Annotated in this window: 18 protein-coding genes and 3 pseudogenes; 13 read left to right on the plus strand and 8 right to left on the minus strand. The window is 71.1% G+C overall.

Annotated features, from left to right (window positions below):
* Positions 1–95: 95 nt before the first annotated feature.
* From ddaH to ACFU95_RS23400, 4 genes are all read right to left on the minus strand, one after another.
* A complete protein-coding gene (ddaH, locus tag ACFU95_RS23385) occupies positions 96–872 on the minus strand; it encodes a dimethylargininase (protein ID WP_383830847.1) in 777 nt (258 codons plus the stop codon).
* Positions 873–972: 100 nt separating this feature from the next.
* Positions 973–3252 (minus strand): ATP-binding cassette domain-containing protein, encoded by a 2280-nt coding sequence (locus ACFU95_RS23390; RefSeq protein WP_383830849.1) that lies wholly within the window; start codon positions 3250–3252, stop codon positions 973–975.
* Positions 3253–3262: 10 nt separating this feature from the next.
* Entirely contained in the window at positions 3263–4888 is a 1626-nt protein-coding gene (locus tag ACFU95_RS23395) for an ABC-F family ATP-binding cassette domain-containing protein (protein ID WP_383830852.1), read from the minus strand.
* 323 nt (positions 4889–5211) lie between these two features.
* On the minus strand, positions 5212–5628 hold the full coding sequence (locus tag ACFU95_RS23400) for an SsgA family sporulation/cell division regulator (protein ID WP_383830855.1): 417 nt from the start codon (positions 5626–5628) through the stop codon (positions 5212–5214).
* Between the two features lie 223 nt (positions 5629–5851).
* Between ACFU95_RS23400 and ACFU95_RS23405 the strand changes: the two genes are divergently transcribed.
* Complete coding sequence (locus ACFU95_RS23405) at positions 5852–6955, plus strand: WD40/YVTN/BNR-like repeat-containing protein (protein WP_383830858.1); 1104 nt, start codon at positions 5852–5854, stop codon at positions 6953–6955.
* 138 nt (positions 6956–7093) lie between these two features.
* Here the strand turns inward: ACFU95_RS23405 and ACFU95_RS23410 are convergent, their stop codons facing one another.
* Positions 7094–7390: a YciI family protein gene (locus ACFU95_RS23410; protein WP_383830861.1), complete on the minus strand. Its 297-nt coding sequence runs from the start codon at positions 7388–7390 to the stop codon at positions 7094–7096.
* Positions 7391–7452: 62 nt separating this feature from the next.
* On the opposite strand from ACFU95_RS23410, the pseudogene ACFU95_RS23415 reads away from it, so the two are divergent.
* Positions 7453–8136, plus strand: a pseudogene (locus ACFU95_RS23415) (endonuclease V); the annotation flags it as partial.
* A 564-nt stretch (positions 8137–8700) separates the two neighbouring features.
* Positions 8701–8847 (plus strand): morphogenic membrane protein MmpA, encoded by a 147-nt coding sequence (mmpA, locus tag ACFU95_RS23420; protein ID WP_167366184.1) that lies wholly within the window; start codon positions 8701–8703, stop codon positions 8845–8847.
* 30 nt (positions 8848–8877) lie between these two features.
* Here the strand turns inward: mmpA and ACFU95_RS23425 are convergent, their stop codons facing one another.
* Positions 8878–10056, minus strand: coding sequence for a saccharopine dehydrogenase family protein (locus ACFU95_RS23425; protein WP_383830865.1), 1179 nt, complete (start codon positions 10054–10056; stop codon positions 8878–8880).
* A 91-nt stretch (positions 10057–10147) separates the two neighbouring features.
* Here ACFU95_RS23425 and ACFU95_RS23430 point away from each other — a divergent pair, with 91 nt between their 5' ends.
* The 5 genes from ACFU95_RS23430 to ACFU95_RS23450 all read left to right on the plus strand — a co-directional run bounded on the left by ACFU95_RS23430 (position 10148) and on the right by ACFU95_RS23450 (position 16452).
* Positions 10148–10528 carry an MmcQ/YjbR family DNA-binding protein gene (locus tag ACFU95_RS23430; protein ID WP_383830868.1) on the plus strand — a complete coding sequence of 127 codons (381 nt, stop codon included), beginning with the start codon at positions 10148–10150 and terminating at the stop codon, positions 10526–10528.
* A 129-nt stretch (positions 10529–10657) separates the two neighbouring features.
* Positions 10658–11818 carry a CaiB/BaiF CoA transferase family protein gene (locus ACFU95_RS23435; RefSeq protein ID WP_383830871.1) on the plus strand — a complete coding sequence of 387 codons (1161 nt, stop codon included), beginning with the start codon at positions 10658–10660 and terminating at the stop codon, positions 11816–11818.
* Positions 11815–12957, plus strand: a complete 1143-nt coding sequence (locus tag ACFU95_RS23440; RefSeq protein WP_383830874.1) for an acyl-CoA dehydrogenase family protein — start codon at positions 11815–11817, stop codon at positions 12955–12957. Before ACFU95_RS23435 ends, ACFU95_RS23440 begins: the two co-directional genes overlap by 4 nt.
* A 56-nt stretch (positions 12958–13013) precedes the next feature.
* Entirely contained in the window at positions 13014–14228 is a 1215-nt protein-coding gene (locus tag ACFU95_RS23445; protein WP_383830878.1) for an acetyl-CoA C-acetyltransferase, read from the plus strand.
* Between the two features lie 49 nt (positions 14229–14277).
* Complete coding sequence (locus ACFU95_RS23450; protein ID WP_383830881.1) at positions 14278–16452, plus strand: 3-hydroxyacyl-CoA dehydrogenase NAD-binding domain-containing protein; 2175 nt, start codon at positions 14278–14280, stop codon at positions 16450–16452.
* Between the two features lie 78 nt (positions 16453–16530).
* Here ACFU95_RS23450 and ACFU95_RS23455 read toward each other — a convergent pair whose 3' ends face one another.
* Positions 16531–17253, minus strand: a complete 723-nt coding sequence (locus tag ACFU95_RS23455; protein ID WP_383830884.1) for a MerR family transcriptional regulator — start codon at positions 17251–17253, stop codon at positions 16531–16533.
* Positions 17254–17471: 218 nt separating this feature from the next.
* Between ACFU95_RS23455 and ACFU95_RS23460 the strand changes: the two genes are divergently transcribed.
* A complete protein-coding gene (locus ACFU95_RS23460) occupies positions 17472–18938 on the plus strand; it encodes an amino acid permease (RefSeq protein WP_383830887.1) in 1467 nt (488 codons plus the stop codon).
* 99 nt (positions 18939–19037) lie between these two features.
* Here the strand turns inward: ACFU95_RS23460 and ACFU95_RS23465 are convergent.
* Positions 19038–20081: pseudogene (locus tag ACFU95_RS23465) on the minus strand (M1 family metallopeptidase); the annotation flags it as partial.
* Between ACFU95_RS23465 and ACFU95_RS23470 the strand changes: the two are divergent.
* The 4 genes and pseudogenes from ACFU95_RS23470 to ACFU95_RS23485 form a co-directional block, all read left to right on the plus strand.
* Positions 20080–21510, plus strand: a pseudogene (locus tag ACFU95_RS23470) (CocE/NonD family hydrolase C-terminal non-catalytic domain-containing protein); the annotation flags it as partial. The pseudogenes ACFU95_RS23465 and ACFU95_RS23470 overlap by 2 nt on opposite strands.
* Positions 21507–22793, plus strand: a complete 1287-nt coding sequence (locus ACFU95_RS23475; RefSeq protein WP_383830890.1) for a M14 family metallocarboxypeptidase — start codon at positions 21507–21509, stop codon at positions 22791–22793. The pseudogene ACFU95_RS23470 and the gene ACFU95_RS23475, both read left to right, overlap by 4 nt.
* A gap of 79 nt (positions 22794–22872) precedes the next feature.
* Positions 22873–24576, plus strand: coding sequence for a BCCT family transporter (locus ACFU95_RS23480; protein WP_383830893.1), 1704 nt, complete (start codon positions 22873–22875; stop codon positions 24574–24576).
* 362 nt (positions 24577–24938) lie between these two features.
* Entirely contained in the window at positions 24939–25961 is a 1023-nt protein-coding gene (locus ACFU95_RS23485; RefSeq protein ID WP_383830896.1) for an oxidoreductase, read from the plus strand.
* Positions 25962–26118: the final 157 nt, after the last annotated feature.

Raw genomic sequence — 26118 nt, forward strand, 5'->3', positions numbered from 1 at the left:
GCTGATCAGCACCCGTGCCGCGAGGAATTCCCGGGCGTGCGAGAAGCCCCAGGAGCCGCAGGTCCCAGGGCTGCACGAGTGTTCCGCTCGACCGGTCAGGCGTACAGATCACGCATCCGGACCGAGAGGCATGTCACACACCCCTCCAGCTTCTCGAACTCGCCGATGTCGACCAGCACCGGCTCGTGGCCCAGATCGGCGAGGAGTTCCGCCGTCTTCGGCGCGCTCGCGGCCATGAGCAGCTTGCCGCCGCCGAGCAGCACCACATGCGCCCCGGACTCCTCCGGCACCGGCAGGAAGCGGGGGAACAGCGACGGGACGTCCAGCTGCGGGATACGCCCCAGAATCGTTCCGTCGGGCAGCGCCGTGACCGCCGACTTCAGGTGCAGCACCTTGCTCACCGGTACGGCGACGACCCGCGCCCCCAGCGGCTCGAAGGCGGCCCGCACCTGCTGGACGCCGGCCGCGTTGGTCCGGCCGCCCCGGCCGACGTAGATCGTGTCGCCGACCTTCAGCACGTCGCCGCCGTCCAGCGTGCCCGGCTCCCAGATCCAGTTCACGGAGCAGCCGAGCGAGGCCACGGCCTCCTCCACGCCGAGGGTCTCGTCGCGCCGCGACTCGGCGCCCGGCCGGGTGATCAGCGCGACGTTCTTGTACATGACGACCGTGTCCTCGACGAACACCGAGTCGGGGCAGTCGTCGGCCGGGTCCACCTCGATGGTCTCCCAGCCGTGCGTGCGCAGGGCCTCCGCGTACGCCTCCCACTGCTCGACCGCGAGGTCGACGTCGACCTTCTCCCGGTCGATGTGCGTCACCAGCCCTTCGGCGAGGCGCGGGCTGGGGTGGCGGATGAGGGCCTTCTTGCTGGGCACGGGGGATCTCCGGGTCGGTGGCAGGTGTCGGCGCCATGACGCAGGGGGCACCGACCCGCCATCATGCAGGTGTTACCCGCCCGTACAAAACCCCTCGGTATCAGGCTGTAGCCCTCCTGAGATGCTCCGCGGTGAAGGAACCGGGTACTTCGAGGAGCCGGCGCGGGGTTCCCTCGAAGATCACCCGGCCCCCGTCGCGGCCCCCGTCCGGTCCCAGGTCGATGATCCAGTCGGCGTGCGCCACCACGTTCAGGTCGTGCTCGACGACCACGACGGTGTTGCCCGCGTCGACCAGTCGGTCCAGCAGGCCGAGCAGCCCGTCGACGTCCGACATGTGCAGTCCGGTCGTCGGTTCGTCGAGGACGTACAGCGCTCCCGTCCGGTGCAGCCGCGTCGCCAGCTTGATCCGCTGCCGCTCACCGCCGGAGAGCGTGGACAGGGACCGGCCCAGTGTGAGGTACGTCAGCCCCACGTCCCGCAGCGAGCGCAGACGGCGGCGTACCCCCGGGTCCTCGAAGAACCCCAGCGCCTGATCGGCCGTCATCTCCAGGACGTCCGCGACGGAGTTGCCGTCGACGGTCAGCCGCAGCACCTCCTCCCGGAAGCGCCGCCCCTCGCAGTCGTGGCACGTCGTCGTCACCGGGTCCATGAAGGCCAGGTCGGTGTGGATGATTCCGCGGCCCTCACAAGTGCCGCACGCGCCTGTGGAGTTGAAGCTGAAGAACCCCGGCTCGGCGCCCGTCTCGCGCGCGAAGGTCTTCCGTACCGCGTCCATGATTCCCAGATACGTCGCCGGGGTCGACCGCGCGGAGATCCCGATCGACGACTGGTCCACCACCACCGCGTCGGCGTGAGCGGCCGTGAACTCCGCGACCAGCGTGCTCTTCCCGGACCCCGCGACCCCGGTGACGACGGTGAGCACCCCGCTCGGGAACTCCACCGTCACGTCCCGCAGATTGTGCCGGTCGGCGCCCTTCACCCAGAGCCCACCTCCCGCCGGTCGTACAACCTCCTTGACCGCCGTACGACGCCCCAGACACCGCCCGGTCACCGTGCCGGACCCGGCGAGCTCGCCCGGCGTCCCCTCGAACACGACGCGTCCGCCGCCCGCGCCGGCCTCCGGTCCCATGTCGACGACGTGATCGGCGAGCGCGATGACATCGGGGTCGTGCTCGACCACCAGCACCGTGTTCCCCTTGTCGCGCAGCCGCAGCAGCAGATCGCCGAGACGGCCGACGTCACGCGGGTGCAGCCCGACGCTGGGTTCGTCGAAGATGTACGTCATGCCGGTCAGGCTGGAGCCCAGGTGGCGGACCGTCTTCAGACGCTGTCCCTCGCCGCCCGAGAGTGTGGATGTCTCGCGGTCCAGGCTCAGGTAGCCGAGGCCGATGGCGTCGATGCGGTCGAGGGCGGTGACGGCGGCTCCGGCGATCGGTCCGGCGACCGGGTCGTCGATGTCCTTCAGCACGGCGATCAGGTCCGTGACCTGCATATGTGTGCAGTCGGCGATGGTCAGGCCGTTGACGCGGGTGGCGAGCGCGGCCGCGTTCAGCCGGGCACCGTCACACATCGGGCAGGCGCCGTCCGCCAGGAACTCCCGCACCAGGTCGCGCGTCTTCTGGCTCATGGCCGACAGGTCCCGCTTGAGGTACAGCCGCTCGAAGCGGGGGGCGAGACCCTCGTAGTCGGTGGTCCAGGTGCCGCCCGTGCCGTCGACGGTGACCTTGCTGCCGGGACGGCCGTACATCAGGAAATCCCGCTCGGCCGCCGTGAACCGGCCGACGGGCTTGTCCGGGTCGAGGTCGGCGCTGTTCGTGTACGTCTGCCCCTGCCAGGTGCCGGCCGCGAACGGCGGGAAGCGGACCGCCCCGTCGGCGAGGGTCCGCTCCGGGTCGAGGATACGGTCCCAGTCCGGCCGTACCGTACGCCCCAGGCCGTCGCAGCCGGGACACATGCCGGAGGGGTCGTTGAAGGAGTAGGCGCTCGCCGGACCGGCACTCGGGGTGCCGTGGCGGGAGAACAGCACCCGGATCACCGAGTAGATGTCGGTCATCGTGCCGACCGTGGACCGGGAGTGGCCCCCGATCGGCCGCTGGTCGACGACGATCGCGGGGGAGAGGTCCTCCAGCGCCTCCGCGTGCGGCCGCTCGTACCTGGGCAGCCGGTTGCGCACGAACCACGTGAAGGTCTCGTTCAGCTGGCGCTGCGACTCCACCGCGATGGTGTCGAAGACGATCGACGACTTCCCCGAGCCCGAAAGGCCGGTGAACACGGTCAGCCGGCCTTTCGGGATGCGGAGGGAGACGTCCTTGAGGTTGTTCTCCCGGGCTCCGGTGATGGTGATGAAATCGGGCGAGGAATCGGGCGTGGAATCGGCCATGAGGCCGAAGCTAGGCGGGATACCCGACAGCTTCTGGCGTGATTTCCTTGAATTCCCCGTTCTCCACCATCAGCCAGCGCGTGATGCCGATCGACTCCAGGAACGGCAGGTCGTGACTGGCCACGAGCAGCGCCCCCTCGTACGACTCCAGGGCCGTGGTGAGCTGCCGCACGCTCGCCATGTCCAGGTTGTTCGTCGGCTCGTCCAGCATCAGCAGCTGCGGCGCGGGCTCCGCCAGCATCAGCGCGGCCAGCGCGGCCCGGAAGCGCTCGCCGCCGGACAGCGTCGCCGCCTTCTGGTCGGCGCGGCCACCCCGGAACAGGAAGCGGGCCAGCCGCGCCCGGATCCGGTTGTTGGTGGCCCCCGGCGCGAACCGGGCCACGTTCTCGGCGACCGACAACTCGTCGTCGAGCACGTCGAGCCGCTGCGGCAGGAAGCGGTGCGGGACATGGGTCGTCGCCTCACCCGACACCGGCGGCAGCTCCCCGGCGATCGTCCGCAGCAGCGTCGTCTTGCCGGCGCCGTTGCGTCCGACGAGGGCGACCCGCTCCGGCCCGCGCAGATCGAGACCGCCGCTCACCCGCGCGCCGTACGCCAGCTCCAGGTCCAGCAGCGTCAGGACGGTCCGCCCCGGGGGCACGGCCGTGTACGGCAGGTCGACGCGGATCTCGTCGTCGTCCCGCACCGCGTCCACGGCCTCGTCGAGCCGCTCCCTGGCCTCGGCGAGCCGCTCCTCGTGCATGATGCGGTGCTTGCCGGCGGACTCCTGCGCCGCCCGCTTGCGCGCACCCATGACGATCTTGGGCTCGCGCTTCTGGTCCCACATCTTCTGCCCGTACCGCTTCCTGCGGGCCAACTTGACCTGGGCGTCGATCAGTTCGCGCTTCTGCTTCTTCAGGTCGGCCTCGGCGACCCGCAGCATGCGCTCGGCCGCCTCCTGCTCCATGGCGAGTGCCTCCTCGTAGGCGGAGTAGTTGCCGCCGAACCAGGTGACCTCCCCGGAGCGCAGATCGGCGATCTGGTCGACGAGGTCCAGGAGTTCGCGGTCGTGGCTGACCACCACCATGACCCCGGGCCAGGACGCGACGGCCGCGTACAGCCGCCTGCGTGCGTACAGGTCGAGATTGTTGGTGGGCTCGTCGAGCAGCAGGACGTCCGGGCGGCGCAGCAGCAGCGCGGCCAGCCGCAGCAGCACCGACTCGCCGCCCGACACCTCGCCGATGGTGCGGTCCAACTCGACGTGGCCCAGCCCGAGTTCGCCGAGCGTGGCGACGGCCCGCTCCTCCACGTCCCAGTCGTCGCCGACGGTCTCGAAGTGCTCCTCGGCCACGTCGCCCGCCTCGATGGCGTGCAGCGCGGCTCGCTGGTCCGCGATACCGAGGGCCTCGTCGACCTTCAGGGCGGTGTCGAGGGTGACGTTCTGCGGGAGGTAGCCGACCTCGCCCGCGACGCGTACCGCGCCGTCGGCCGGGGTGAGCTCACCGGCGATGAGCTTCAACAGGGTTGACTTTCCCGACCCGTTGACGCCGACGAGTCCGGTCCTTCCGGGGCCGAACGCGACGTCGAGGCCCTCGAGGACGGGGGTGCCGTCGGGCCAGGTGAAGGAAAGGGACGTACAGGTGATGGAAGTAGACATACGGGCCTCCGCGGATGCTCGAAGCGATCAGGGGCAAACGCGTTTCGAGACACCGGCGACCGACGGGGGAGGCCTCGGAGGGCTCAGGAAATGAGAAAAGCCCTGTTCCGGAGGACGGCTCGAACGCCGAGGTCGCACGCAGCGCAAACACACCTCAGGTGTGGCGCGGTGTCTCAGGACCTCAGACGAGCAACGTCCTTCTCCAATCGGCGGCAACAGGACCGCTTTACACCGTAGGAGGGGGCGGGGAGGGTGTCAACGCAATTGATCGGCCGCCCGGTCGCGCCGGCCGCACACCCCGCACAGGGACCCTTCGGCAGACCTCAGCAGGCGTCCCGCATCAGCTCCGCCAGGTCCCGGTCCAGGTCCAGCTGGAGGTGCTCCAGCCCGAGCGGCACCAGCTCGCTCGTCGCCTCCAGGAACCGCCGGACCTCACCGGAGCGGATGTGCACGACCGCCGTGCCCTCGGGCGCGTGGAACTCCAGCACCGTCCGGTCGTAGCCGTACGGCCGCACCCGGACGTCGCCGTGTCCCTCGGGCCCCTCCAGACCGGCCAGAAGCAGCTCACGGCTGAAGGTCCAGCAGACCTCCACGCCTTCCAGCGTGGCCGGGGCCGGGAAGGTCATGCGGACGGCGAACGGGTCGCGCCGGTCGTAGTGGAGGGTCGCCGGAATGCTCGGCATCCGCGGTGCGGCGGCGACGAGACGGGCCTCAACGGGCTGCTCGATGACGGTGGACAACGCCTTGCTCCCTTGTGACAGCTGGACGAACATCCGGGCGGACGAGACCGGGCACTGGTAGAGACGACGGAATCAGCCAATCGGTGCACACGGGGGGCGAGTGACCTCTGTCACCGCCTTCATGCACGGGGGTGACTCGTACGTCCCTGTGTGCCGGGAAAGTCACCTGTGACTTCGGTGGCCGTCTGGACGCCACCGGGGCGCTGGGCTAGCTTCGCCCGCCATGAGGCGTTCGGGGAACACGCGACGGTCGGGGCGTACTTTTCGGACAGTGGCCGCGGGGGTGGCCTGCGGGGCGGCGCTGGCCGCGCTGACAGCCGTACCCGCGCAGGCGCACGAGCCGGAGCGCCGGGCGGCGCACTGGGAACCCAAGGACAGCGGCACGCCCGAGGTGCGCTTCCGCGGCCTGTCCGCGGTCAGCCGGAACACCGCGTGGCTGGCCGGAACCGAGGGCACCGTCCTGCGCACCACCGACGGCGGGGGAAGCTGGCGGAACGTCTCGCCGCCCGGCGCCGGCGAGCTCCAGTTCCGGGACGTCGAGGCGTTCGACGCGCGCCGCGCCGTGGTGCTGGCCATCGGAGAGGGCGAGGCGTCCCGCGTGTACCGCACGGACGACGGCGGCGAGACCTGGACGGAGTCCTTCCGCAACACCGACGCACGGGCCTTCTACGACTGCATGACCTTCTTCGACCGCCGCCACGGACTGGCGATGAGCGACCCGGTCGACGGCAGGTTCCGCATCCTGTCGACCAGCGACGGCGGCCGCTCCTGGGAGGTGCTGCCCGACGACGGCATGCCCGCCGCCCTGGAGGGCGAGGCCGGTTTCGCGGCGAGCGGGCAGTGCCTGGTCGCGTCCGGGCCGAGGGACGTCTGGCTGGCCACCGGCGGAGCCGCACGCGCGCGTGTCCTGCATTCCCGCGACCGAGGACTGACCTGGACGGCCGCCGACACGCCGATCCCCGCCGGAGACCCGGCCCGTGGCGTCTTCGCCCTCACCTTCCGCGACCGTACGCACGGCCTCGCGGTCGGCGGCGACTACCGCCCCGACCAGGCATCCCCGCAGGCCGCCGCACGCAGCCACGAAGCCGGGCACCGCTGGCAGCCCGCCGCCACGCCCCCGCCCGCCTACCGCTCCGGCGTCGCCTGGCTCCCGCACAGCCGTACCGCCGCCCTCGCGGTCGGCCCCACCGGCACCGACCTGACGACCGACGGCGGCCGCACCTGGCGCACCGTCGACACCGGCTCGTACGACACCGTGGACTGCACGCCGGACCTGGGCTGCTGGGCCGCGGGGGAGAAGGGCAGGGTCGCCCGCCTGGAGAGCTGACGCCGCGAAGTGGGTACCCGGGCGCCGACTGCGAGAGCAGAGACCCGGCATGCCACCCCGTTCGAGCCCGAGCGGGAACGCCAGTACGAGCACATCAAGGAGAGCGCCCAGCTCAGGCAGGCGCTGGGCAGGTGAGGTTCAGCGGGGTGTCTCGCGGTACCGCTGAAGTTCCGGCGCCGTCTTCGTGGCGACGAACTCGGTGATGCGGTACGCGCAGACCCCGGCGGTGACGAACGGATCCCCCGCGGCGATCTCCTCGACACGTCCGCGGCTCTCCGCGACGGCGAGGATCACCCCGCCGTCGCGGGGGTCCTTGCGCCCGGACGCGAGGAACACCCCCCGCTCGTACTGCTCGTCGAGCCACGCCACATGCGCCTCCAGCACGGCGTCGACGTCCTCGGTCGGGGCGGTGTAGGTCAGCTCCAGCACGAACATGATCGCGAGCCTACCCCTGGGCCCGCCGCGTGTGGCCCCGTCCCCGTACGCTCGTGCCCACCATGACGACCGTAAGCATTCCCGCGGGCTGGCCCGCGACCGAGGAAGCGGCCCGTGCCGTCCAGGACGAACTGCGGGCGCGCGTGGTGCTCGACGAGCCCGGCCCACCGCCCGGATCCGGCCATGTGACCGGCGTCGACGTGGCCTACGACGACGAGCGGGACGTGGTCGCCGCCGCGGCGGTCGTCCTCGACGCGGCGACCCTGGACGTCGTCGCCGAGGCCACGGCCGTCGGCCGGATCTCCTTCCCGTACGTCCCCGGCCTGCTCGCCTTCCGCGAGATCCCCACGGTGCTGGCCGCCCTCGGCGCCCTGCCCTGCCCGCCCGGCCTGGTCGTCTGCGACGGCTACGGCCGCGCCCACCCCCGCCGCTTCGGCCTCGCCAGCCACCTCGGCGTCCTCACCGGCCTGCCGACGATCGGCGTCGCGAAGAACCCGTTCACCTTCACGTACGACGCCCCGGGCCCCGAGCGCGGCGCCGCCGCGCCCCTCCTCGCGGGCGCCGAGGAGGTCGGCCGCGCCCTGCGCACCCGCGACGCCGTCAAGCCGGTCTTCGTCTCGGTCGGCCACCGGGTGAGCCTCGACAACGCCTGCGCCCACACACTCGCTCTCACCCCCGAGTACCGCCTGCCGGAGACGACCCGGCGTGCGGACTCCCTGTGCCGGCAGGCGCTCAAGGAGGCGACCGGCCCGAGGCCGGAAAACGCCGCCCGCGCCACGGCGGATCCCACCCGGACATGGGGGCGTTCCGTCTTCGAGCGCCAGCCCCTGCCCGTGAGCTGGGCGGGGCGGGTGCTCGTGGCGGCGGCGGAGGGTCTGGGCCGGACCCCGGAGATCGACGCCACGGTGGAATTCGCGGCCGACCGCGCTCGATGGAGCCGTGGACGCGAGGCGTTCGAGCTGGTCCGGGGGCGAGGGCACGATGCCTGGGAGCACCCGACGGAGCAGCAGCGGCTGCTGCTCCGGCTCGCGGAGCTGGTCGGCAAGGTCGCCCACAACGAGGCGGGGCCCGCTCCCTTCTTCGACCATCACGCGGGCTGGGAGATCGGCCCCGTCGCCGTCCGGCTCGCGGCCGCAGCGCCCGATCCGGCCGTGCGGGACCGGATCGCGCAGGCGCTGGGGGACTGGCCCCCGACCGATGACGCCTGTTGACGACCCGGCTGAGAGCCCCGGCTGACCACGCCGTCTGAGTACGTCGTCTGAGTACCCGTACGGATGCCGGTCCCCGCCATGATCGGCAGGCTGTGACGCATGACGACGCACCGTGCCCCGAAGCCCCTCGCCGACCCCGACCGTCCCGTGGAGCGTGCCGTGACGGCCGCGCTGGTCCTCGCCGTGGTGGCCGGGCTGGCCTGGATCGGCGGGATGATCTTCACCGTGGCGGGATGGACCCTGTAGGGCCCGTCCCGCCGCTCGCGCAGGGCCGGTTCAGCGGGTCGCGGCCACCCGGAAGGTGATCCCCGCCGTCCGCAGCCGCTCGATCAGCGCGTCCCCCATCGCGACCGCCGTGGTGACCTGACCGGCCGTGGGCGGCAGGTCGTCGAAAGCGAGGGACAGGGCGGACTCGGCGAACATCTTCGCCGTCTCGCCGTACCCGGGGTCACCGCCCGCCACCTCCGTGAAGACGCGCCGGCCGCCGCCCTCGCCGACGAAGCGGACGGAGAACCAGCTCTTCGCGCGCTTCTCGGCGCTCGGCCCCTCGCCGGGCTTGAGCCGGTCGGACAGCCAGCGCCGCGCGGGCGGCAGTTGGGCGGCCGTGGCGAGTGCGCCGACCGCCGCGACCCCGCCGAGCGCGACGGGCAGATGCCGTACGGCGGCGTAGTGGCGGTAGCGGAAGTCGGGGCCGTACCGGTCGAGGGCACGTGCGGACCGCTTGACGATCTGCGCGTCGATCGTCGGCAGCGGCACCGCCCAGGAACCGACCTCCCTGGCGAACCGGGGCGCACCCGTCGGCGCCTGCGCCCGGCGTCCCATCAGCCGTGGCTCGTGGCGGGAGCGGTCGCGTGCGGCGGACACCATCTGACGTCCGCGCGAGAACTGGTTGAGCGCCGAAGCGAACGTGCCCCCCGAGAAGGTGGCGTCGGCGGTCACGAACCCGTCCACCGAGAGCGGCACGCCCTCCGGCAGCTGCTGGACGGTGAAGTACGCGCCGAGGTCGTGCGGAATCGAGTCGAAACCGCAGGCGTGCACCAGCCGTGCGCCGGTCTCACGCGCGCGTGCGTCGTGCCGGACGTACGTCAGGTCCACGAACTCCGGCTCGCCGCAGAGGTCGAGATAGTCGGCCCCGGTCTCCGCGCAGGCGGCGACGAGGTCCTCGCCGTACTTCACGTACGGCCCCACCGTCGTGGCCACCACGCGCGCGTGCTCGGCGAGCCGGCGCATCGAGGCCGGATCCGCGACGTCCGCCTCCAGCAGCCCGACCTCCGCGCCGCCCGGCAGTCGCTCGCGCAGTCGCTCCAGCTTCTCCTTGCTGCGCCCGGCGATCGCCCAGCGCAGCCCCTCGGGAGCCTGCGCGGCCAGGTACTCCGCGGTGAGGATCCCGACGAAGCCCGTCGCTCCGAAGAGCACGATGTCGTACGGGCGATCCGTCCTGTTCAGCCTGGTCATGACACCCCTCGGTCTCGCAGCACGCGCCGTTGTCGGTGGCCGAGGCTAGCGTGAGGTGTGCGGAGCCCGACGACGAGCCCGGAGGTAAGCGGTGACCGTGCCCAGGTCTGCCCTGAAGAAGTGGGAAAAAGCGCGCGCGTTCGCGCTCGGGATGCCGGGTGCCGGCGAGGAGCACCCGTGGGGCGAGACGGTCGCGAAGGTCAACAAGAAGGTGTTCGTCTTCCTCGGTGTCGACGACGGCAGCCATCCGCTGGGGGTGACCGTGAAGCTCAAGGACGAGTCCGCTCACGCCCACGCCCTGACCTGCCCGGGCGCCGAGCCCGCCGGATACGGACTGGGCAAGTCCGGCTGGGTGAGCATCCCGCTGGAGCGGGAGGGCGCCCCGGCTGCGGAGCTGCTGTGCGACTGGGTGGAGGAGAGCTACCGCACGATCGCGCCGAAGCGGCTGATAGCTGAGCTGGACGGGCGCTGATTCCGCCGGGGCGGGTTCGCGTCGGGGCTTCCGGCGGGTAACTTCCTAAGCGCTTGCTCTTGTGTCCGCCGGAACATGTTCTTAGCATCGCTGGTGTTACAGCAGTGGTGTCATACACCTGGGGGCAGGATGGCGACGACGCCAGGACAGGGCCCGCTCACCGGCGTGCGCGTGGTCGAGCTGGCCGGGATCGGACCCGGTCCGTTCGCCGCCATGCTCCTCGCCGACCTGGGCGCCGACGTGGTCCGCGTGGACCGGCCAGGCGGCACGGGACTCGCCATCGACCCCGCGTACGACATCACCAACCGCAACAAGCGCTCGGTGATCGTAGACCTGAAGTCCCCCGACGGCCCCGCGCGCGTCCTCGACCTCGCCGCCCGCGCCGACATCCTCATCGAGGGCTACCGCCCCGGAGTCGCCGAGCGCCTCGGCGTCGGCCCCGACGCCTGCCACGCCCGCAACCCCGAGCTGGTCTACGGCCGTATGACCGGCTGGGGCCAGGAGGGGCCGCTCGCCGACCGCGCCGGCCACGACATCGCGTACATCGCCCTCACCGGCACCCTGGGCATGATCGGCAGCCCCGACGCACCGCCCGCCGTCCCCGCCAACCTGGTCGGCGACTACGCGGGCGGCTCGCTCTACCTCGTCGTCGGCGTCCTCGCCGCCCTCCACCACGCCCGCGCCACCGGCACCGGCCAGGTCGTCGACGCCGCCATCGTCGACGGCACCTCCCACCTCTCCGCGATGATCCACGGCATGCTCGCCGCCGGCGGCTGGCAGGACCGGCGCGGCGCCAACCTCCTCGACGGCGGCTGCCCCTACTACGGCACCTACGAGACGGCCGACGGGAAGTACATGGCCGTCGGCGCCCTGGAGCCGCAGTTCTACGCCGAGTTCCTGCGGCTGCTCGACATCGAGGAGCACACGTCCGCCCGCAGGGACTGGTCCCGCTGGGGTGAGCTGCGCGAGGCGGTCGCGGCCCGCTTCAAGTCCCGGACCAGGGAGCAGTGGACGGCCGTCTTCGAGGGCACCGACGCCTGTGTGGCGCCCGTCCTGTCCCTGCGCGAGGCCCCGCACCACCCGCACCTCGCCGCCCGCGGCACCTTCACCGACCACGGCGGCATCACCCAGCCCGCCCCCGCGCCCCGCTTCTCCGCGACCCCGACGGCCGTACGCACCGGCCCGGCCCGGCCCGGCGCGGACACCGCCGACGTGGCGCGCGACTGGGACCTACCCGACCTGACGAAGGGCGCCGACACCGACGGCCCCGTGACGAAGGACCTCGCATGAAGCGGCAGATCTTCGCTCCCGAGCACGACGCGTTCCGCGCGACCGTGCGCAGCTTCCTGGCCAGGGAGGTGCTGCCGCACTACGAGCAGTGGGAGAAGGACGGCATCGTCTCCCGCGACGCCTGGCGCGCGGCCGGCAAGCAGGGCCTGCTCGGCCTCGCCGTCCCCGAGGAGTACGGAGGCGGCGGCACCCCCGACTTCCGCTACAGCGCCGTCCTCGCCGAGGAGTTCACGCGCGCGGGCGCCCCCGGACTCGCCCTCGGCCTGCACAACGACATCATCGGCCCGTACCTCACCTCACTCGCCACCGACGAGCAGAAGCGGCGCTGGCTGCCCGGCTTCTGCGACGGCTCGCTGATCACGGCCATCGCCATGACCGAGCCCGGCGCCGGCTCCGACCTCCAGGGCATCCGCACCCACGCCGAGGACCACGGCGACCACTGGGTCCTGAACGGCTCCAAGACCTTCATCTCCAACGGCATCCTCGCCGACCTGGTGATCGTCGTCGCGAAGACGACCCCCGAGGGCGGCGCGCACGGGCTGTCGCTGCTCGTCGTCGAACGGGGCATGGACGGCTTCGAGCGCGGCCGCAACCTCGAAAAGATCGGCCAGAAGGCCCAGGACACCGCCGAGCTGTTCTTCCGCGACGTCCGCGTGCCCAGGGAGAACCTCCTCGGCGATGCCGACGGCGCCTTCGTCCATCTGATGACGAACCTCGCACAGGAGCGGCTGAGCATCGCCGTCTCCGCGATCGCCGCCGCCGAGCACCTGCTGGAGATCACCACCCAGTACGTCAAGGAGCGCGAGGCCTTCGGCCGGCCGCTGGCCACCAAGCAGCACATCCGGTTCGAGATCGCCGAGATGGCCACCGAGTGTGCCGTCACCCGCACCTTCCTCGACCGCTGCATAGCGGACCACGACCGCGGCGAGCTCGACGCCGTGCACGCCTCCATGGCCAAGTGGTGGGCGACCGAGCTCCAGAAGCGGGTCGCGGACCGCTGCCTCCAACTGCACGGCGGCTACGGCTATATGAGCGAATTCCCCGTCGCCAGGGCCTTCACCGACGGCCGTATCCAGACCATCTACGGCGGGACGACCGAGATCATGAAGGAGATCATCGGCCGTTCCCTGCTCGGCTAGGGCTCCTCCGCTCAGCTCCCTTGCCCGGCTGACCCTCACCCTCGAAAGGCTTCCCTGTGAGCACCGAAGCGTACGTGTACGACGCGATCCGCACCCCGCGCGGCCGCGGCAAGTCCAACGGCGCCCTGCACGGCACCAAGCCGATCGACCTGGTCGTCGGCCTCATCCACGAGATCCGCGACCGTTTCCCCGGCCTCGACCCGGCCGCCGTCGACGACATCGTGCTCGGCGTCGTCGGCCCGGTCGGCGACCAGGGCTCCGACATCGCCCGGATCGCCGCGATCGCCGCCGGCCTGCCGGACACGGTGGCCGGCGTACAGGAGAACCGCTTCTGCGCCTCGGGCCTGGAAGCCGTCAACATGGCCGCCGCCAAGGTGCGCTCCGGCTGGGAGGACCTCGTCCTCGCGGGCGGCGTCGAGTCCATGTCCCGGGTGCCGATGGCCTCGGACGGCGGCGCCTGGTTCAACGACCCGATGACCAACCTCGCCGTCAACTTCGTCCCGCAGGGCATCGGCGCCGACCTCATCGCCACCATCGAGGGCTTCTCGCGCCGCGACGTCGACGAGTACGCGGCGCTCTCGCAGGAACGGGCGGCGACGGCCTGGAAGGAAGGCCGCTTCGACCGCTCCGTCGTCCCCGTGAAGGACCGCAGCGGACTGGTCGTCCTCGACCACGACGAGCACCCGCGCCCGGGCACCACCGCCGACTCGCTGGGCAAGCTCAAGCCGTCCTTCGCGGACATCGGCGACCTCGGCGGCTTCGACGCCGTCGCGCTCCAGAAGTACCACTGGGTCGAGAAGATCGACCACGTCCACCACGCGGGCAACTCCTCCGGCATCGTCGACGGCGCCTCCCTGGTCGCCATCGGCTCGAAGGAGGTCGGCGACCGCTACGGCCTCACCCCGCGCGCCCGCGTCATCTCCGCGGCCGTCTCCGGCTCCGAGCCCACCATCATGCTCACCGGCCCCGCGCCCGCCACCCGCAAGGCCCTCGCCAAGGCCGGGCTGACCATCGACGACATCGACCTCGTCGAGATCAACGAGGCCTTCGCCGCGGTCGTCCTGCGCTTCGTGCGCGACATGGGCCTGTCCCTGGACAAGGTCAACGTCAACGGCGGCGCCATCGCTCTCGGCCACCCGCTCGGCGCCACCGGCGCGATGATCCTGGGCAGCCTGATCGACGAACTGGAGCGCCAGGACAAGCGGTACGGCCTCGCGACCCTCTGTGTCGGCGGCGGCATGGGCATCGCGACGGTCGTCGAGCGCATCTGAACCCCCGGCGGAACCAAGAGACTTCAGAGACTTCTACGGAGAACCCGTCATGACGCAGAGCACCACCATCCGCTGGGAACAGGACCGCACCGGCGTCGTCACCCTCGTCCTGGACGACCCCGACCAGTCCGCGAACACCATGAACCAGGCGTTCCGCGACTCCCTCGCCGTGATCACCGACCGGCTGGAGGCCGAGAAGGACACCATCCGCGGTGTCATCATCACCTCGGCCAAGAAGACCTTCTTCGCCGGCGGCGACCTGCGCGACCTGATCCGCGTCACGCCCGAAACGGCACAGGACCTGTTCGACGGCGGCCTGGCCATCAAGCGCGACCTGCGGCGCATCGAGACCCTGGGCAAGCCGGTCGTCGCCGCGATGAACGGCGCGGCCCTGGGCGGCGGCTACGAGATCGCGCTCGCCTGCCACCACCGCATCGCCCTCGACGCGCCCGGCTCCAAGATCGGCTGCCCCGAGGTCACCCTCGGTCTGCTGCCGGGCGGAGGCGGCGTCGTCCGCACCGTCCGCCTCCTCGGCATCGCCGACGCGCTGCTGAAGGTCCTCCTCCAGGGCACCCAGTACAACCCCGAGCGCGCCCTGCAGAACGGCCTGATCGACGACGTGGCCGCCACCCAGGAGGAACTGCTCGCCAAGGCCCGCGCCTTCATCGAGGCCCATCCCGAATCGCAGCAGCCCTGGGACAAGCCGGGCTACAAGATCCCCGGCGGCACACCCGCCAACCCCAGGTTCGCGGCGAACCTGCCCGCCTTCCCGGCCAGCCTGCGCAAGCAGACGAACGGCGCGCCCTACCCGGCGCCGCGCAACATCCTCGCGGCCGCCGTCGAGGGCTCGCAGGTCGACTTCGAGACGGCGCAGGTCATCGAGGCCCGCTACTTCGTGGAGCTGGCGGCGGGCCAGACCTCCAAGAACATGATCCAGGCGTTCTTCTTCGACCTCCAGGCCGTCAACTCCGGCGCCAACCGCCCCAAGGGCATCGAGTCGCGCCCGGTCCGCAAGGTGGCCGTCCTGGGCGCCGGGATGATGGGCGCGGGCATCGCCTACTCGTGCGCCCGCGCGGGCATCGAGGTCGTCCTGAAGGACGTGGCGCTCGAAGCCGCCGTCAAGGGCAAGGCCTACTCCGAGAAGCTGTGCGCCAAGGCCGTCTCCAGGGGCCGTACGACGCAGGAGAAGGCCGACGCGCTGCTCGCCCGCATCACGCCGACGGCCGATCCGCAGGACGTGGCCGGCTGCGACGCGGTCATCGAGGCGGTCTTCGAGAACCCCGAGCTCAAGCACAAGGTGTTCCAGGAGATCCAGAACATCGTCGAGCCGGACGCGCTGCTGTGCTCCAACACCTCCACGCTGCCGATCACCGCGCTGGCGGAGGGCGTCGAGCGCCAGTCCGACTTCATCGGACTGCACTTCTTCTCGCCCGTCGACAAGATGCCGCTGGTCGAGATCATCAAGGGCGAGCGGACGGGCGACGAGGCGCTGGCGCGCGCCTTCGACCTGGTCCGGCAGATCAAGAAGACGCCGATCGTCGTGAACGACTCCCGTGGCTTCTTCACCTCCCGCGTCATCGGCCACTTCATCAACGAGGGTGTGGCGATGGTCGGCGAGGGCATCGAGCCCGCGTCGGTCGAACAGGCGGCGGCGCAGGCGGGCTACCCCGCCAAGGTCCTGTCCCTGATGGACGAACTGACGCTCACGCTCCCGCGCAAGATCCGCAACGAGTCCAGGCGGGCCGTGGAGGAAGCGGGCGGCACCTGGACGTCCCACCCCGCCGAGGCCGTCATCGACCGCATGGTCGACGAGTTCGACCGCCCCGGGCGCAGCGGCGGCGCGGGCTTCTACGACTACGACGAGGCCGGCAAGCGGGTGGCCCTGTGGCCGGGCCTGCGCGAGCACTTCACGCGCGAGGACGCGCAGATCCCCTTCCGGGACATGCAGGAACGCATGCTGTTCGCCGAGGCCCTGGACACGGTCAGGCTCCTGGAGGAGGGCGTCCTGACGTCCGTCGCCGACGCCAACATCGGCTCCGTCTTCGGCATCGGCTTCCCCGGCTGGACCGGCGGTGTCCTGCAGTACATCAACGGCTACGAGGGCGGTGTCACCGGCTTCACGGCACGCGCGCGTGAGCTGGCGGAGCAGTACGGCGAGCGCTTCGCGCCGCCGGCGCTGCTGGTGGAGAAGGGCGAGAAGGGGGAGCGGTTCGGGGACGTGTGAACGAGCCCCGTCCTCAAACGCCGGACGGGCTGGTCGTTCAGCCCCTCCGGCGCGCGACCCTTGCCCCCACCGCAGGGGTCAGACGGATCCGCGTTCCTCTGAGTTCGTCAGCCAGTCGTGCAGCTCTTCCTTCAACGACCGCTGAAAGGTCGTCAGCAGGGCCTGCACGACGATGGGCTGCATATGGGCGGAGAGGGACTTCACGTCCTGCGCGGCGCGCTCGGAGACCTCTCCTCTGAACAGCTGCGACAGTTCGTGGGCCGCCGCGCGCGAGTGCTCGATCAGCACCTTGCGCGCGGCGAGGATCGCGTCCTGGGACAGCGGTACGTCGAGGAGCTGGACGCCGAGCCTGAGCAGCCCGAGGTCGACGCGGTACGACCCGTTCTCCTGCCGTACCACGTTCATCGCGCCCAGCCGCTCGACGTCGTCGTCGCCCAGAGCCCGCCCCGCCCGCCGCTCCAGCTCCTGGCGCGTCACCGTCTCCACCGTGTCCGGGGCCCAGGAGGCGACGACGGCGCGGTGGATGGCGAGGCCGTGGACGCTCAGATCCGTCGGCAGCTGTTCCAGGTAGCGCTCGATGGCGGCGAGCGTCATCCCTCGCTGCTGGAGTTCCTCGATGAGCGCCAGCCGGGCCAGATGCTCCTGCCCGTAGTGGCCCACCCGCCGGGGACCGATCACCGGCGGTGGCAGCAGCCCCTTGGTGCCGTAGAACCGGACCGTGCGGACCGTGACACCCGCCCGCGCGGCGAGTTCGTCGATCGTGAGGGTCGGCTCCCCGACGTCGGTGGGTTCGGTCGTCATGTGCAGCAGTATCGCTGGCTCACCAATGCTGTGAAACCTCTGTCGCACCCTGGATGACCATGTGAGATGTCCCGCTCTGTGACCTGCGCCACCGCGTGCCGGTCGGATTCCGGGGAAGGTGGCCCCTTGGTCTGTGCCTTCCACCGAGGGTGCAGACCTACGTACGTCCGGACACCCGAGCGCGATCCGCTCGGGCGCACCAGAGAGTGGTACCACCCGTGAGCAAGGACGCCGTGAACACGGCCGTGGCCGCACCCCAGAGCGAAGCGGCGCAGCTGCCCGCGGACGCGGGCGACGCCGGTTACAGCAAGGACCTCAAGGCCCGCCACGTCAACATGATCGCCATTGGCGGGGCCATCGGCACCGGCCTCTTCCTCGGCGCCGGCGGCCGCCTCCACACCGCGGGCCCGGCGCTGGCGATCGCCTACCTGGTCTGCGGCATCTTCGCCTTCTTCGTCGTCCGTGCCCTCGGCGAACTCGTGCTCTACCGCCCGTCGTCCGGTTCCTTCGTGTCGTACGCGCGGGAGTTCCTCGGCGAGAAGGGCGCGTACGTCGCCGGCTGGATGTACTTCCTGAACTGGTCGACCACCGGGATCGCCGACATCACCGCGATCGCGCTCTACACCCACTACTGGAGCATGTTCACGGACATCCCCCAGTGGGTGCTGGCCCTGGCCGCCCTCGCGGTGGTCCTCGCCGTGAACCTGATCTCGGTGAAGATCTTCGGCGAGATGGAGTTCTGGTTCGCGATCATCAAGGTCGCCACGCTCGTCGCCTTCATGTGCGTGGGCATCTTCCTGCTCGCCACCCGGCACGAGGTCGGCGGGCAGACCCCGGGCCTGAACGTCATCAGCGACAACGGCGGTGTCCTCCCGCACGGCCTGATGCCCGTCGTCCTCGTCATGCAGGGCGTGATCTTCGCCTACGCCGCGCTGGAACTGGTCGGCGTCGCCGCGGGCGAGACCGCCGAGCCGGAGAAGGTCGTCCCCCGCGCGGTGAACTCGATCATGTGGCGCGTCGGCCTCTTCTACGTCGGCTCGGTCGTCCTCCTCGCTCTCCTCCTCCCCGGCTCGGTCTACTCGGCCGACGAGAGCCCCTTCGTCACGGTCCTGTCGAAGAGCGGCGTCGAGGGCGCCGGCGACGTGATGAACCTGGTCGTCCTGACCGCGGCGATGTCCTCTCTCAACTCCGGCCTGTACTCCACGGGCCGCATCCTGCGCTCGATGGCGATGGCGGGTTCGGCGCCCGGATTCACCGCCCGCATGAACCGCAGCCAGGTTCCCTACGGCGGCATCCTGCTCACCTGCGCGGTGTGCGTCCTCGGCGTCGGCCTGAACTACCTCATGCCCAGCCAGGCCTTCGAGATCGTGCTGAACGTCGCCTCGCTCGGCATCATCTCCACCTGGGTGATCATCATGATCTGTCACCTGCTCTTCGTCCGCCGCGCCAAGGAGGGCCTCGTCACCCGGCCCGGCTTCCGCCTCCCGGGCAGCCCGGTCACCGAGATCGTGACCATCGTCTTCCTGGTCGCCGTACTCGGCCTGATGTGGAACGACCCCGAGGTCGGCCGCAAGACCCTCCTCCTCATCCCCGTCATCGCCCTGATGCTGACCGGCGGCTGGTTCGCGATCCGCCGCCGGGTCGCCCGCGCGGGGGACCGCGAGCTGGCCGACCTCACGAAGTAGGACCCGGTCGAAGGCCGTTGTCAGCGGCGGCCTCCGCGGTGGGGCCCGCGCCCCGAAGGGGCGCGGGGAACCGCGCGAGCAGCCACGACGCACCCGCACTCAGTGCTCGTGTTCATGCACCTGGTTCGTCGCGGCGATCTTCTTCCACGAGGTCGGCTGAGCGGGAACCCCGGACACCTTCGCGATCGAGGCCGCCCGCGCCGCCGGTGCGGCCGGCTTCGACGGCTGGAACAGCCAGGTGTCGAAGAGCGCCCCCAGCGACTTCCCGGACACCTCCTCGGCGTACTGCTGGAAGTCGGCCACCGACGCGTTGCCGTAGGCGTACTTCTGCGTCCAGCCCTTGAGAATGGCGAAGAACGCGTCGTCACCGATCTCGTTGCGCAGCGCCTGGAGCGTCAGCGCGCCCCGGTCGTAGACCGCGAGGTGGAACTGGTTGTCCGGCCCGGGATCACCGGGCCGCACCTGCCAGAAGGCATCGTCGGCCGCACGCGAGGCGTACACGTAGTCGGCGATCTCCTGCGCCGTCCCCTCGCCCTCGTGCTCCGACCACAGCCACTGCGCGTACCGCGCGAAGCCCTCGCTGACCCAGATGTCCTTCCAGCCCTTGACCGACACCAGGTCGCCGTACCACTGATGGGCCAGCTCATGGACGACGATGGTGGTGTTCGACCCGTTCGCGAAGTTCCGCGGGCTGTAGTACGGCCGGGTCTGCGTCTCCAGCGCGTACCCGGTGTCGGTGTTCGGCACATATCCGCCGAGCGCGTTGTAGGGGTACGGCCCGAAGTACCCGCTCAGCCAGTCGGCGATCTCGCCGGTCCGCTCGATGCTCGCCTTCGCCGCACCGGTCTTGTCGCCCAGGTCCTTGCTGTAGGCGTTGATGACCGGAATGCCGCTCTCGCTCGTCCCCGTGGTCACGTCGAACCTGCCCACCGCGAGCGTGGCGAGATACGTCGTCTGAGGCTTGTTCGAGCGCCAGTTGTAGCGGGTCCAGCCCAGCCGTGAACTCGTCGACTGGAGCGTGCCGTTGGAGATGGCCTGCGTACCGTCCGGGACCTGCACCGAGACGTCGAACGTCGCCTTGTCGAGCGGGTGGTCGTTGCTCGGGAACCACCACCAGGCGGCCTCGGGTTCGTTCGCCCCGACCCGCACCGGCAGCACCAAGGCCAAAGCGACCTGGACCAACGGCCGCACCGGAATGATCGGCAAGAGCTGGGACGGCACCATCGCCAACGGCGTGGCGGCCACCGGGGTCGAGGGGCTGAAGACCATCGTCCCGATCAGCGCCATCTCCTCCTGGTACGACTACTACTTCCAGCAGGGCGCCCCGCTGTACGACTCCGGCCCCGACGCGCTGTCCGACTACGTCGACAGCCCCGACGCCCGCGCCCGCTGCGGCGCCGTCCAGCAGAAGCTCGTCGACGGGGCCCCGCGCACCGGAGCCTGGACGCCCCTGTGGACCGAGCGTGACTACGTCAAGGACGCCCGCAAGGTCCGGGCGAGCGTCTTCCTGATCCACGGCATGCAGGACCTCAACGTGCGGATGAAGCACGTCGGCCAGTGGTGGGACGCCCTCGCGAAGAACGGCGTGGAGCGCAAGATCTGGCTCTCCCAGACCGGTCACGTCGACCCCTTCGACTTCCGCCGCGCGGACTGGGTCGACACCCTGCACCGCTGGTTCGACCACGAACTCCTCGGCTACGACAACGGCATCGACCGTGAGCCGATGGCCGACATCGAGCGTCACCCCGACCAGTGGGTCACCTCCAGGGTCTGGCCGCCGCGCGGCACCGACACCACCACCCTGCGCCCCGCCGAGGGCAGCCGGTCCGGTGTCGGCACCCTGGGCCTGCGCAAGGGCAAGGGCACCGAGACCTTCACCGACGACCCGCAGCGCGGCGAGACCGACTGGGCCGCCCACATCGACCGGCCCACCCCCGACAAGGCGGGCTTCACGACCAGGCCGCTCACCCGCGACCTGCGCCTGTCCGGCTCCTCCGAGGTCACCGTCACCGCGACCTCGACCACCTCGACGGCGCACCTCTCCGCCGTCCTGGTCGACCTCGGCCCCGACACCATCCGCGACTACGCGGCGAGCGGCGAGGGCATCAGCACGCTCGCCGACCGCAGCTGCTGGGGCGTGAGCACCACCGGCGACAGCGCCTGCTTCAAGGAGACCGAGGCCAGGACCGCCGACGTCGACTACACCGTCGTCAGCCGCGGCTGGGCCGACCTGGGCAACCACGCCTCGGACCGCGAGGGCCTGCCGCTGACCCCGGGCAAGGCGTACACGATCACCCTCGACCTGGCGGCCACCGACCACGTGGTCCCGGTCGGTCACCGCCTCGCCCTGATCGTCGCGGGCACGGACAAGGACCTGATCGACCCGCCGTCGACCACGCCGACCCTCACCCTCGATCTCTCCCGCACGAAGGCCCGCGTCCCGCTGGTCGGCGGCGCCCACGCCTTCGCCCGCGCCACGGCGGGCTCAGTCGCCGCGGCCCCCGCGGCCACGCCCCTCGACGGCGTTTCCCCGCCGCGCACCACGCACCGCATCCCGGAGGGAGGCCAGTGACCCGCACCCGTACCCGCGCCCTGACCCTCGCCACGGCTGCCCTCGCCGCATCCCTCGTGGCGGTCCCCGCCGACGCCGCCGACTCCCCGCCGCACACCGGCTTCGAGCAGTCGAACGGCGCCCGCTGGACCAGCCAGCCCGAGGAACAGAGCTTCCTCAGGGCCGTCGACCGGGCGAGCGACCGGGTCTCCGTCACCCGCATCGGCACGACCGAGCAGGACCGCCCGCTCCAGCTCGTCCGGATCGGCACCCGCCCCACCCCGAACAAGGTGCTGCTGGTGTGCAGCCAGCACGGCGACGAGCCCTCCGGCCGCGAGGCCTGCCTGTCCACCATCCGCGACCTGGCCTACGCGAACGACCGGCGGACCCGGCGTTTCCTGGAGCGCACCACCCTGCTGGTCGTGCCCACCGCCAACCCCGACGGCCGGGCCGCCGACACCCGGGGCAACGCCGACGGCGTGGACATCAACCGCGACCATCTCGCGCTGCAGACCGCCGAGGGCCGTGCCATGGCCGCGCTCGTCCGTGACCAACGTCCCGACGTGATCTACGACCTGCACGAGTACGGCGCCACTCCGCAGTACTACGACAAGGACCTGTTCGACCTGTGGCCGCGCAACCTCAACACGGACGCGCACGTCCACGACGAGGCGCGGACCCTGTCCCAGGCGTATGTGCGCCCCGCCGCGACGGGCACCGGCTACTCCACGGGCACCTACGGCATCTGGACCGACCCGGCGACGGGCGAGCCGGTCAAGCAGGTCGCCGGTGACGGCCAGGAACGCATTCTGCGGAACATGTCCGGCATCAAGCACTCGGTGGGCCTGCTCATCGAGAGCCGCGTCGATCCCCTGACCGACGAGGAGCAGGCCGACGAGTCCCTCAACAACCGGCGTCGGGTGTCCTCCCAACTGGCCGCACTGGACGGCCTGTTCGACTTCACCGACGTCCGCCGCGGACAGGTCGAGACGGCGACCGGCAGGGCCCGCCTCGCGGGCTTCGCCGACACCGGGCCCGTCTACGTCGGCGGCGCCGACAACGACGAGGCCGAACCCGCCGAGGTGATCCAGGACCCGCCCTGCGGCTACCGGCTCACCGCCGACCAGTACCGGCAGGTGAAGGACGAACTGGCGCTGCACGGCGTGAAGTCGAAGGCGACCTCCACGGGCGCCCTGGTCCCGCTCCGCCAGTCCCTGCGCGCCCTCGTCCCGCTGCTCCTCGACGAGCGCGCCCCGTACCGCATCACGGCCGGTGAGCCCGACACCGACTGCTCAAACGGCTGAGATCGACGGGATCTGTGGTAGGTCCTGGGAGACGACGTGGAACCGGCGTATCCACCGTTCACCGGGGAAGGTGCCGCAGATGACTGAGGATCTGAAGAAGAGAGGTGGCCGGGAAGGTCCGTCGGACGTTTCCGGCCAGGGCAGCACGGACCGAGTGGTGTTCGGCGTCACCGCCGTCATCACCGTGGCCTTCGTCATCTGGGGCTGGGCGGCCACGGACTCGCTGGAGAGCGTGTCCACGACGCTGCTGGACGGCCTGATCCACAACGGCGGCTGGGCCTTCATGCTCGCCGCCTCGTGTTTCGTGGTCTTCGCCCTGTGGCTCGCGGTCAGCCGCTACGGCCGTATCCACCTCGGTGCCGAGGGCGAGGAACCCGAGTTCAAGACCGTCTCCTGGGTCGCGATGATGTTCAGCGCCGGCATGGGCATCGGCCTGATGTTCTACGGCGTCAGCGAGCCGCTCTCGCACTACACGACCCCGCCCCCGGGCACCGACCCCGCCAACTCCGGTGAACGCATGGAGACGGCGATGGCGACCACCCTCTTCCACTGGACGCTGCATCCCTGGGCGATCTACGCGGTGGTCGGACTCGCCATCGCCTACAGCACCTTCCGCAAGCGCCGGCGCCAGACCATCAGCGCGGTCTTCACCCCGCTGATCGGGGAGAAGCACGCCAACGGCGCCGGGGGCCGGGTGATCGACATCCTCGCGATCATCGCCACCGTCTTCGGCTCCGCGGCCTCACTGGGTCTGGGCGCGCTCCAGATCGGCTCCGGTTTCCAGGAGCTGGACTGGATGGACGACGTGAGCACCGGTCTGCTGGTCGCGATCATCGCCGTGCTGACCCTCGCCTTCGTGGCCTCCGCCATCTCCGGCATCGAGCGGGGCATCCAGTGGCTGTCCAACACCAACATGGTGCTCGCCCTGATCCTCGCGCTCTTCGTGTTCATCGCGGGCCCCACGATCATCGTGCTCGACCTGCTGCCCACGTCGATCTTCGCCTACCTCGGCGACCTGCCGCAGCTCGCCGGCCGCACCGAGGCCAGCGGCGGCGAGGGCGTCGCGGACTGGCTCGGCAGCTGGACCGTCTTCTACTGGGCCTGGTGGATCTCCTGGACGCCCTTCGTCGGGATGTTCATCGCCCGGATCAGCCGGGGCCGTACGATCCGGCAGTTCGTCGGCGGCGTCATCCTCGTGCCCAGCACCGTCAGCCTCGTCTGGTTCGCGATCTTCGGCGGTACGGCGATGAAGCTGAAGGAGGGCGGCGCACTCAGCGGCGAGGACACCCCCGAGGGCCAGCTCTTCGGCGTCCTCCAGGAGTTCCCCATCGCCACCGCCACCAGCCTGCTGGTGATGATCCTGGTCGGCATCTTCTTCGTCTCCGGCGCCGACGCCGCCTCCATCGTGATGGGCACGCTCTCCCAGAAGGGCGCCCTGGAACCCGGCCGCTTCGTCGTCGTGTTCTGGGGTGTGGTGACCGGCGCCGTCGCCGCCATCATGCTGCTCGTCGGCAGCGGCCAGGGTGACGCGCTCACCGGCCTGCAGAACCTCACGATCCTGGCCGCCGCGCCGTTCGTCCTCGTGATGATCGGCATGTGCGTCGCCCTCATGCGCGACCTGCGCCGGGACCCGGTCATCGTGCGTACCGAGATGGGCTCCGAGGCCGTCGAACTCGCCGTGATCGAGGGCCACAGGAGGTACGACGGCGATTTCGAGATCAAGGTCGGCCCGGGCCCCGGCACCGACGCGGAGGGCGACCCGCTGGGCCACGACCACGGCTGAGCGGGGCACGCACCGGGGGAGGAGGCGAGCAGGACGGCCTCCTCCGCCCCCGTGCCCCAGCCGGACGCCTCCGGCGCGGGAGCGCACCCGCCCAGGGCGGCGCGCGCGGCCCGATCCGGTACGGCCATCAACGCGCCCCCGGCAACCCTGGTGGTGGCCCCTTCGGCAGGCCCCTTCGACGAGCCTGTGCGCCCATACACGCACGCGCCCCGGTCACGGCCAGGACACGGGCCGTCACCGGCCCGATCACACCACCGCGCCGCCCGCGGCGACCCCGCCTCCCCGTTCGCCCCGAGCCGGGACCTTTAGCGGAATATGTCATGCCGCGCTCATATCGGTCCCGCCCTGGGGATACTCACAGCATGTCTGCCGAGTACGCGACCTTCGGCCTGGCACCGGCGATGCGTGCCGGTGGCGTCCTCGCCAACGGTGACTACCAGGTGCACCGGGACTTCGTCGACTTCATCGTCGACGGACGCCCGCTGCTGTTCCAGCTCTCCGACCTCGACGCCGTCTCCCCGCTCGCCTCCGACGTCCCGCCCGCCATCTTCACCGCGCAGGTCCAGAGCCTGCTCCTGGAGGCGCAAGCCCCGCTTCCAGGCGGCCGGTACGTCATCTACGGCTGCCCGGACTGCGAGGACCTCGCCTGCGGCGCCGTCACCGCGCTCATCGACAAGGACGGCGACGACTACGTCTGGCGGGACTTCGCCTGGCAGACCGACGAACACGCCGACCTGGAGCTCAACGGCTACCACGGCATCGGCCCCTTCCGCTTCCACGCCACCGAGTACCGCGCGGCGCTCGGCTCCCTGCTCGACCGCGACTCCGGGGCGCCGCGGCGCCGCGTACTCCTCATCGGCGCCCGCGTCGCCGTCCTCGCCAAGCTCGCCGCCGCCCTGCGCACCATCGGCATCGGCGCCGAGATCACCCACGACGTGAGCGGCGTCGCACCCGACGAACTGCGCACCTACGGCGCCGTGGCCTTCGGCCGCGGGATCGGCGCGGAGCAGCGCGCCGCCGTACGCCGCGCTTTCACGGACGCCGGGGTCGAGGTGGCGTACGTCGACGGCCTCGCGCCGATCGTGCCGCTGCTCGTCGCGCAGATCGAACACGCCCTGGACCGCAGCCCTGCCGAACAGCGCCGGCTGACCCGTCTGGTGGCCGCCGACGGCGAGGCGGGCGTCGAGGTCACCTCTCCCTGCCGGGTCCGCCTCACCGCGTACCGCCTCGACCGTCTGTACCGGACCCATGCCCACGAGGTCTTCGACGGTGTTCTGGAGGCGGGGCGGCACCGGATCGCGCTGGATGCGAAGGCCGTGAAGGGGGAGTCGTTCGTGGTGGCTCGGACGTCGGGGAGTGTGCTGGTGGAGGCGATGGCGCGGTAGCGCTCCGCCGGGTGCCGTGGTGAGAGGTGGGTGCCGCGCCATGCCGTCGGGCGTGTGCGGGTTCGTTGTGGCTGGTCGCGCAGTTCCCCGCGCCCCTGAGGGCGCTGCCGTCCCGGCGTTCTCACGCGGCGGGAAACCTCGGCGCGTCCGAGGCGGC

This window comes from Streptomyces sp. NPDC057623 (assembly GCF_042800355.1).
Lineage (GTDB): Bacteria > Actinomycetota > Actinomycetes > Streptomycetales > Streptomycetaceae > Streptomyces.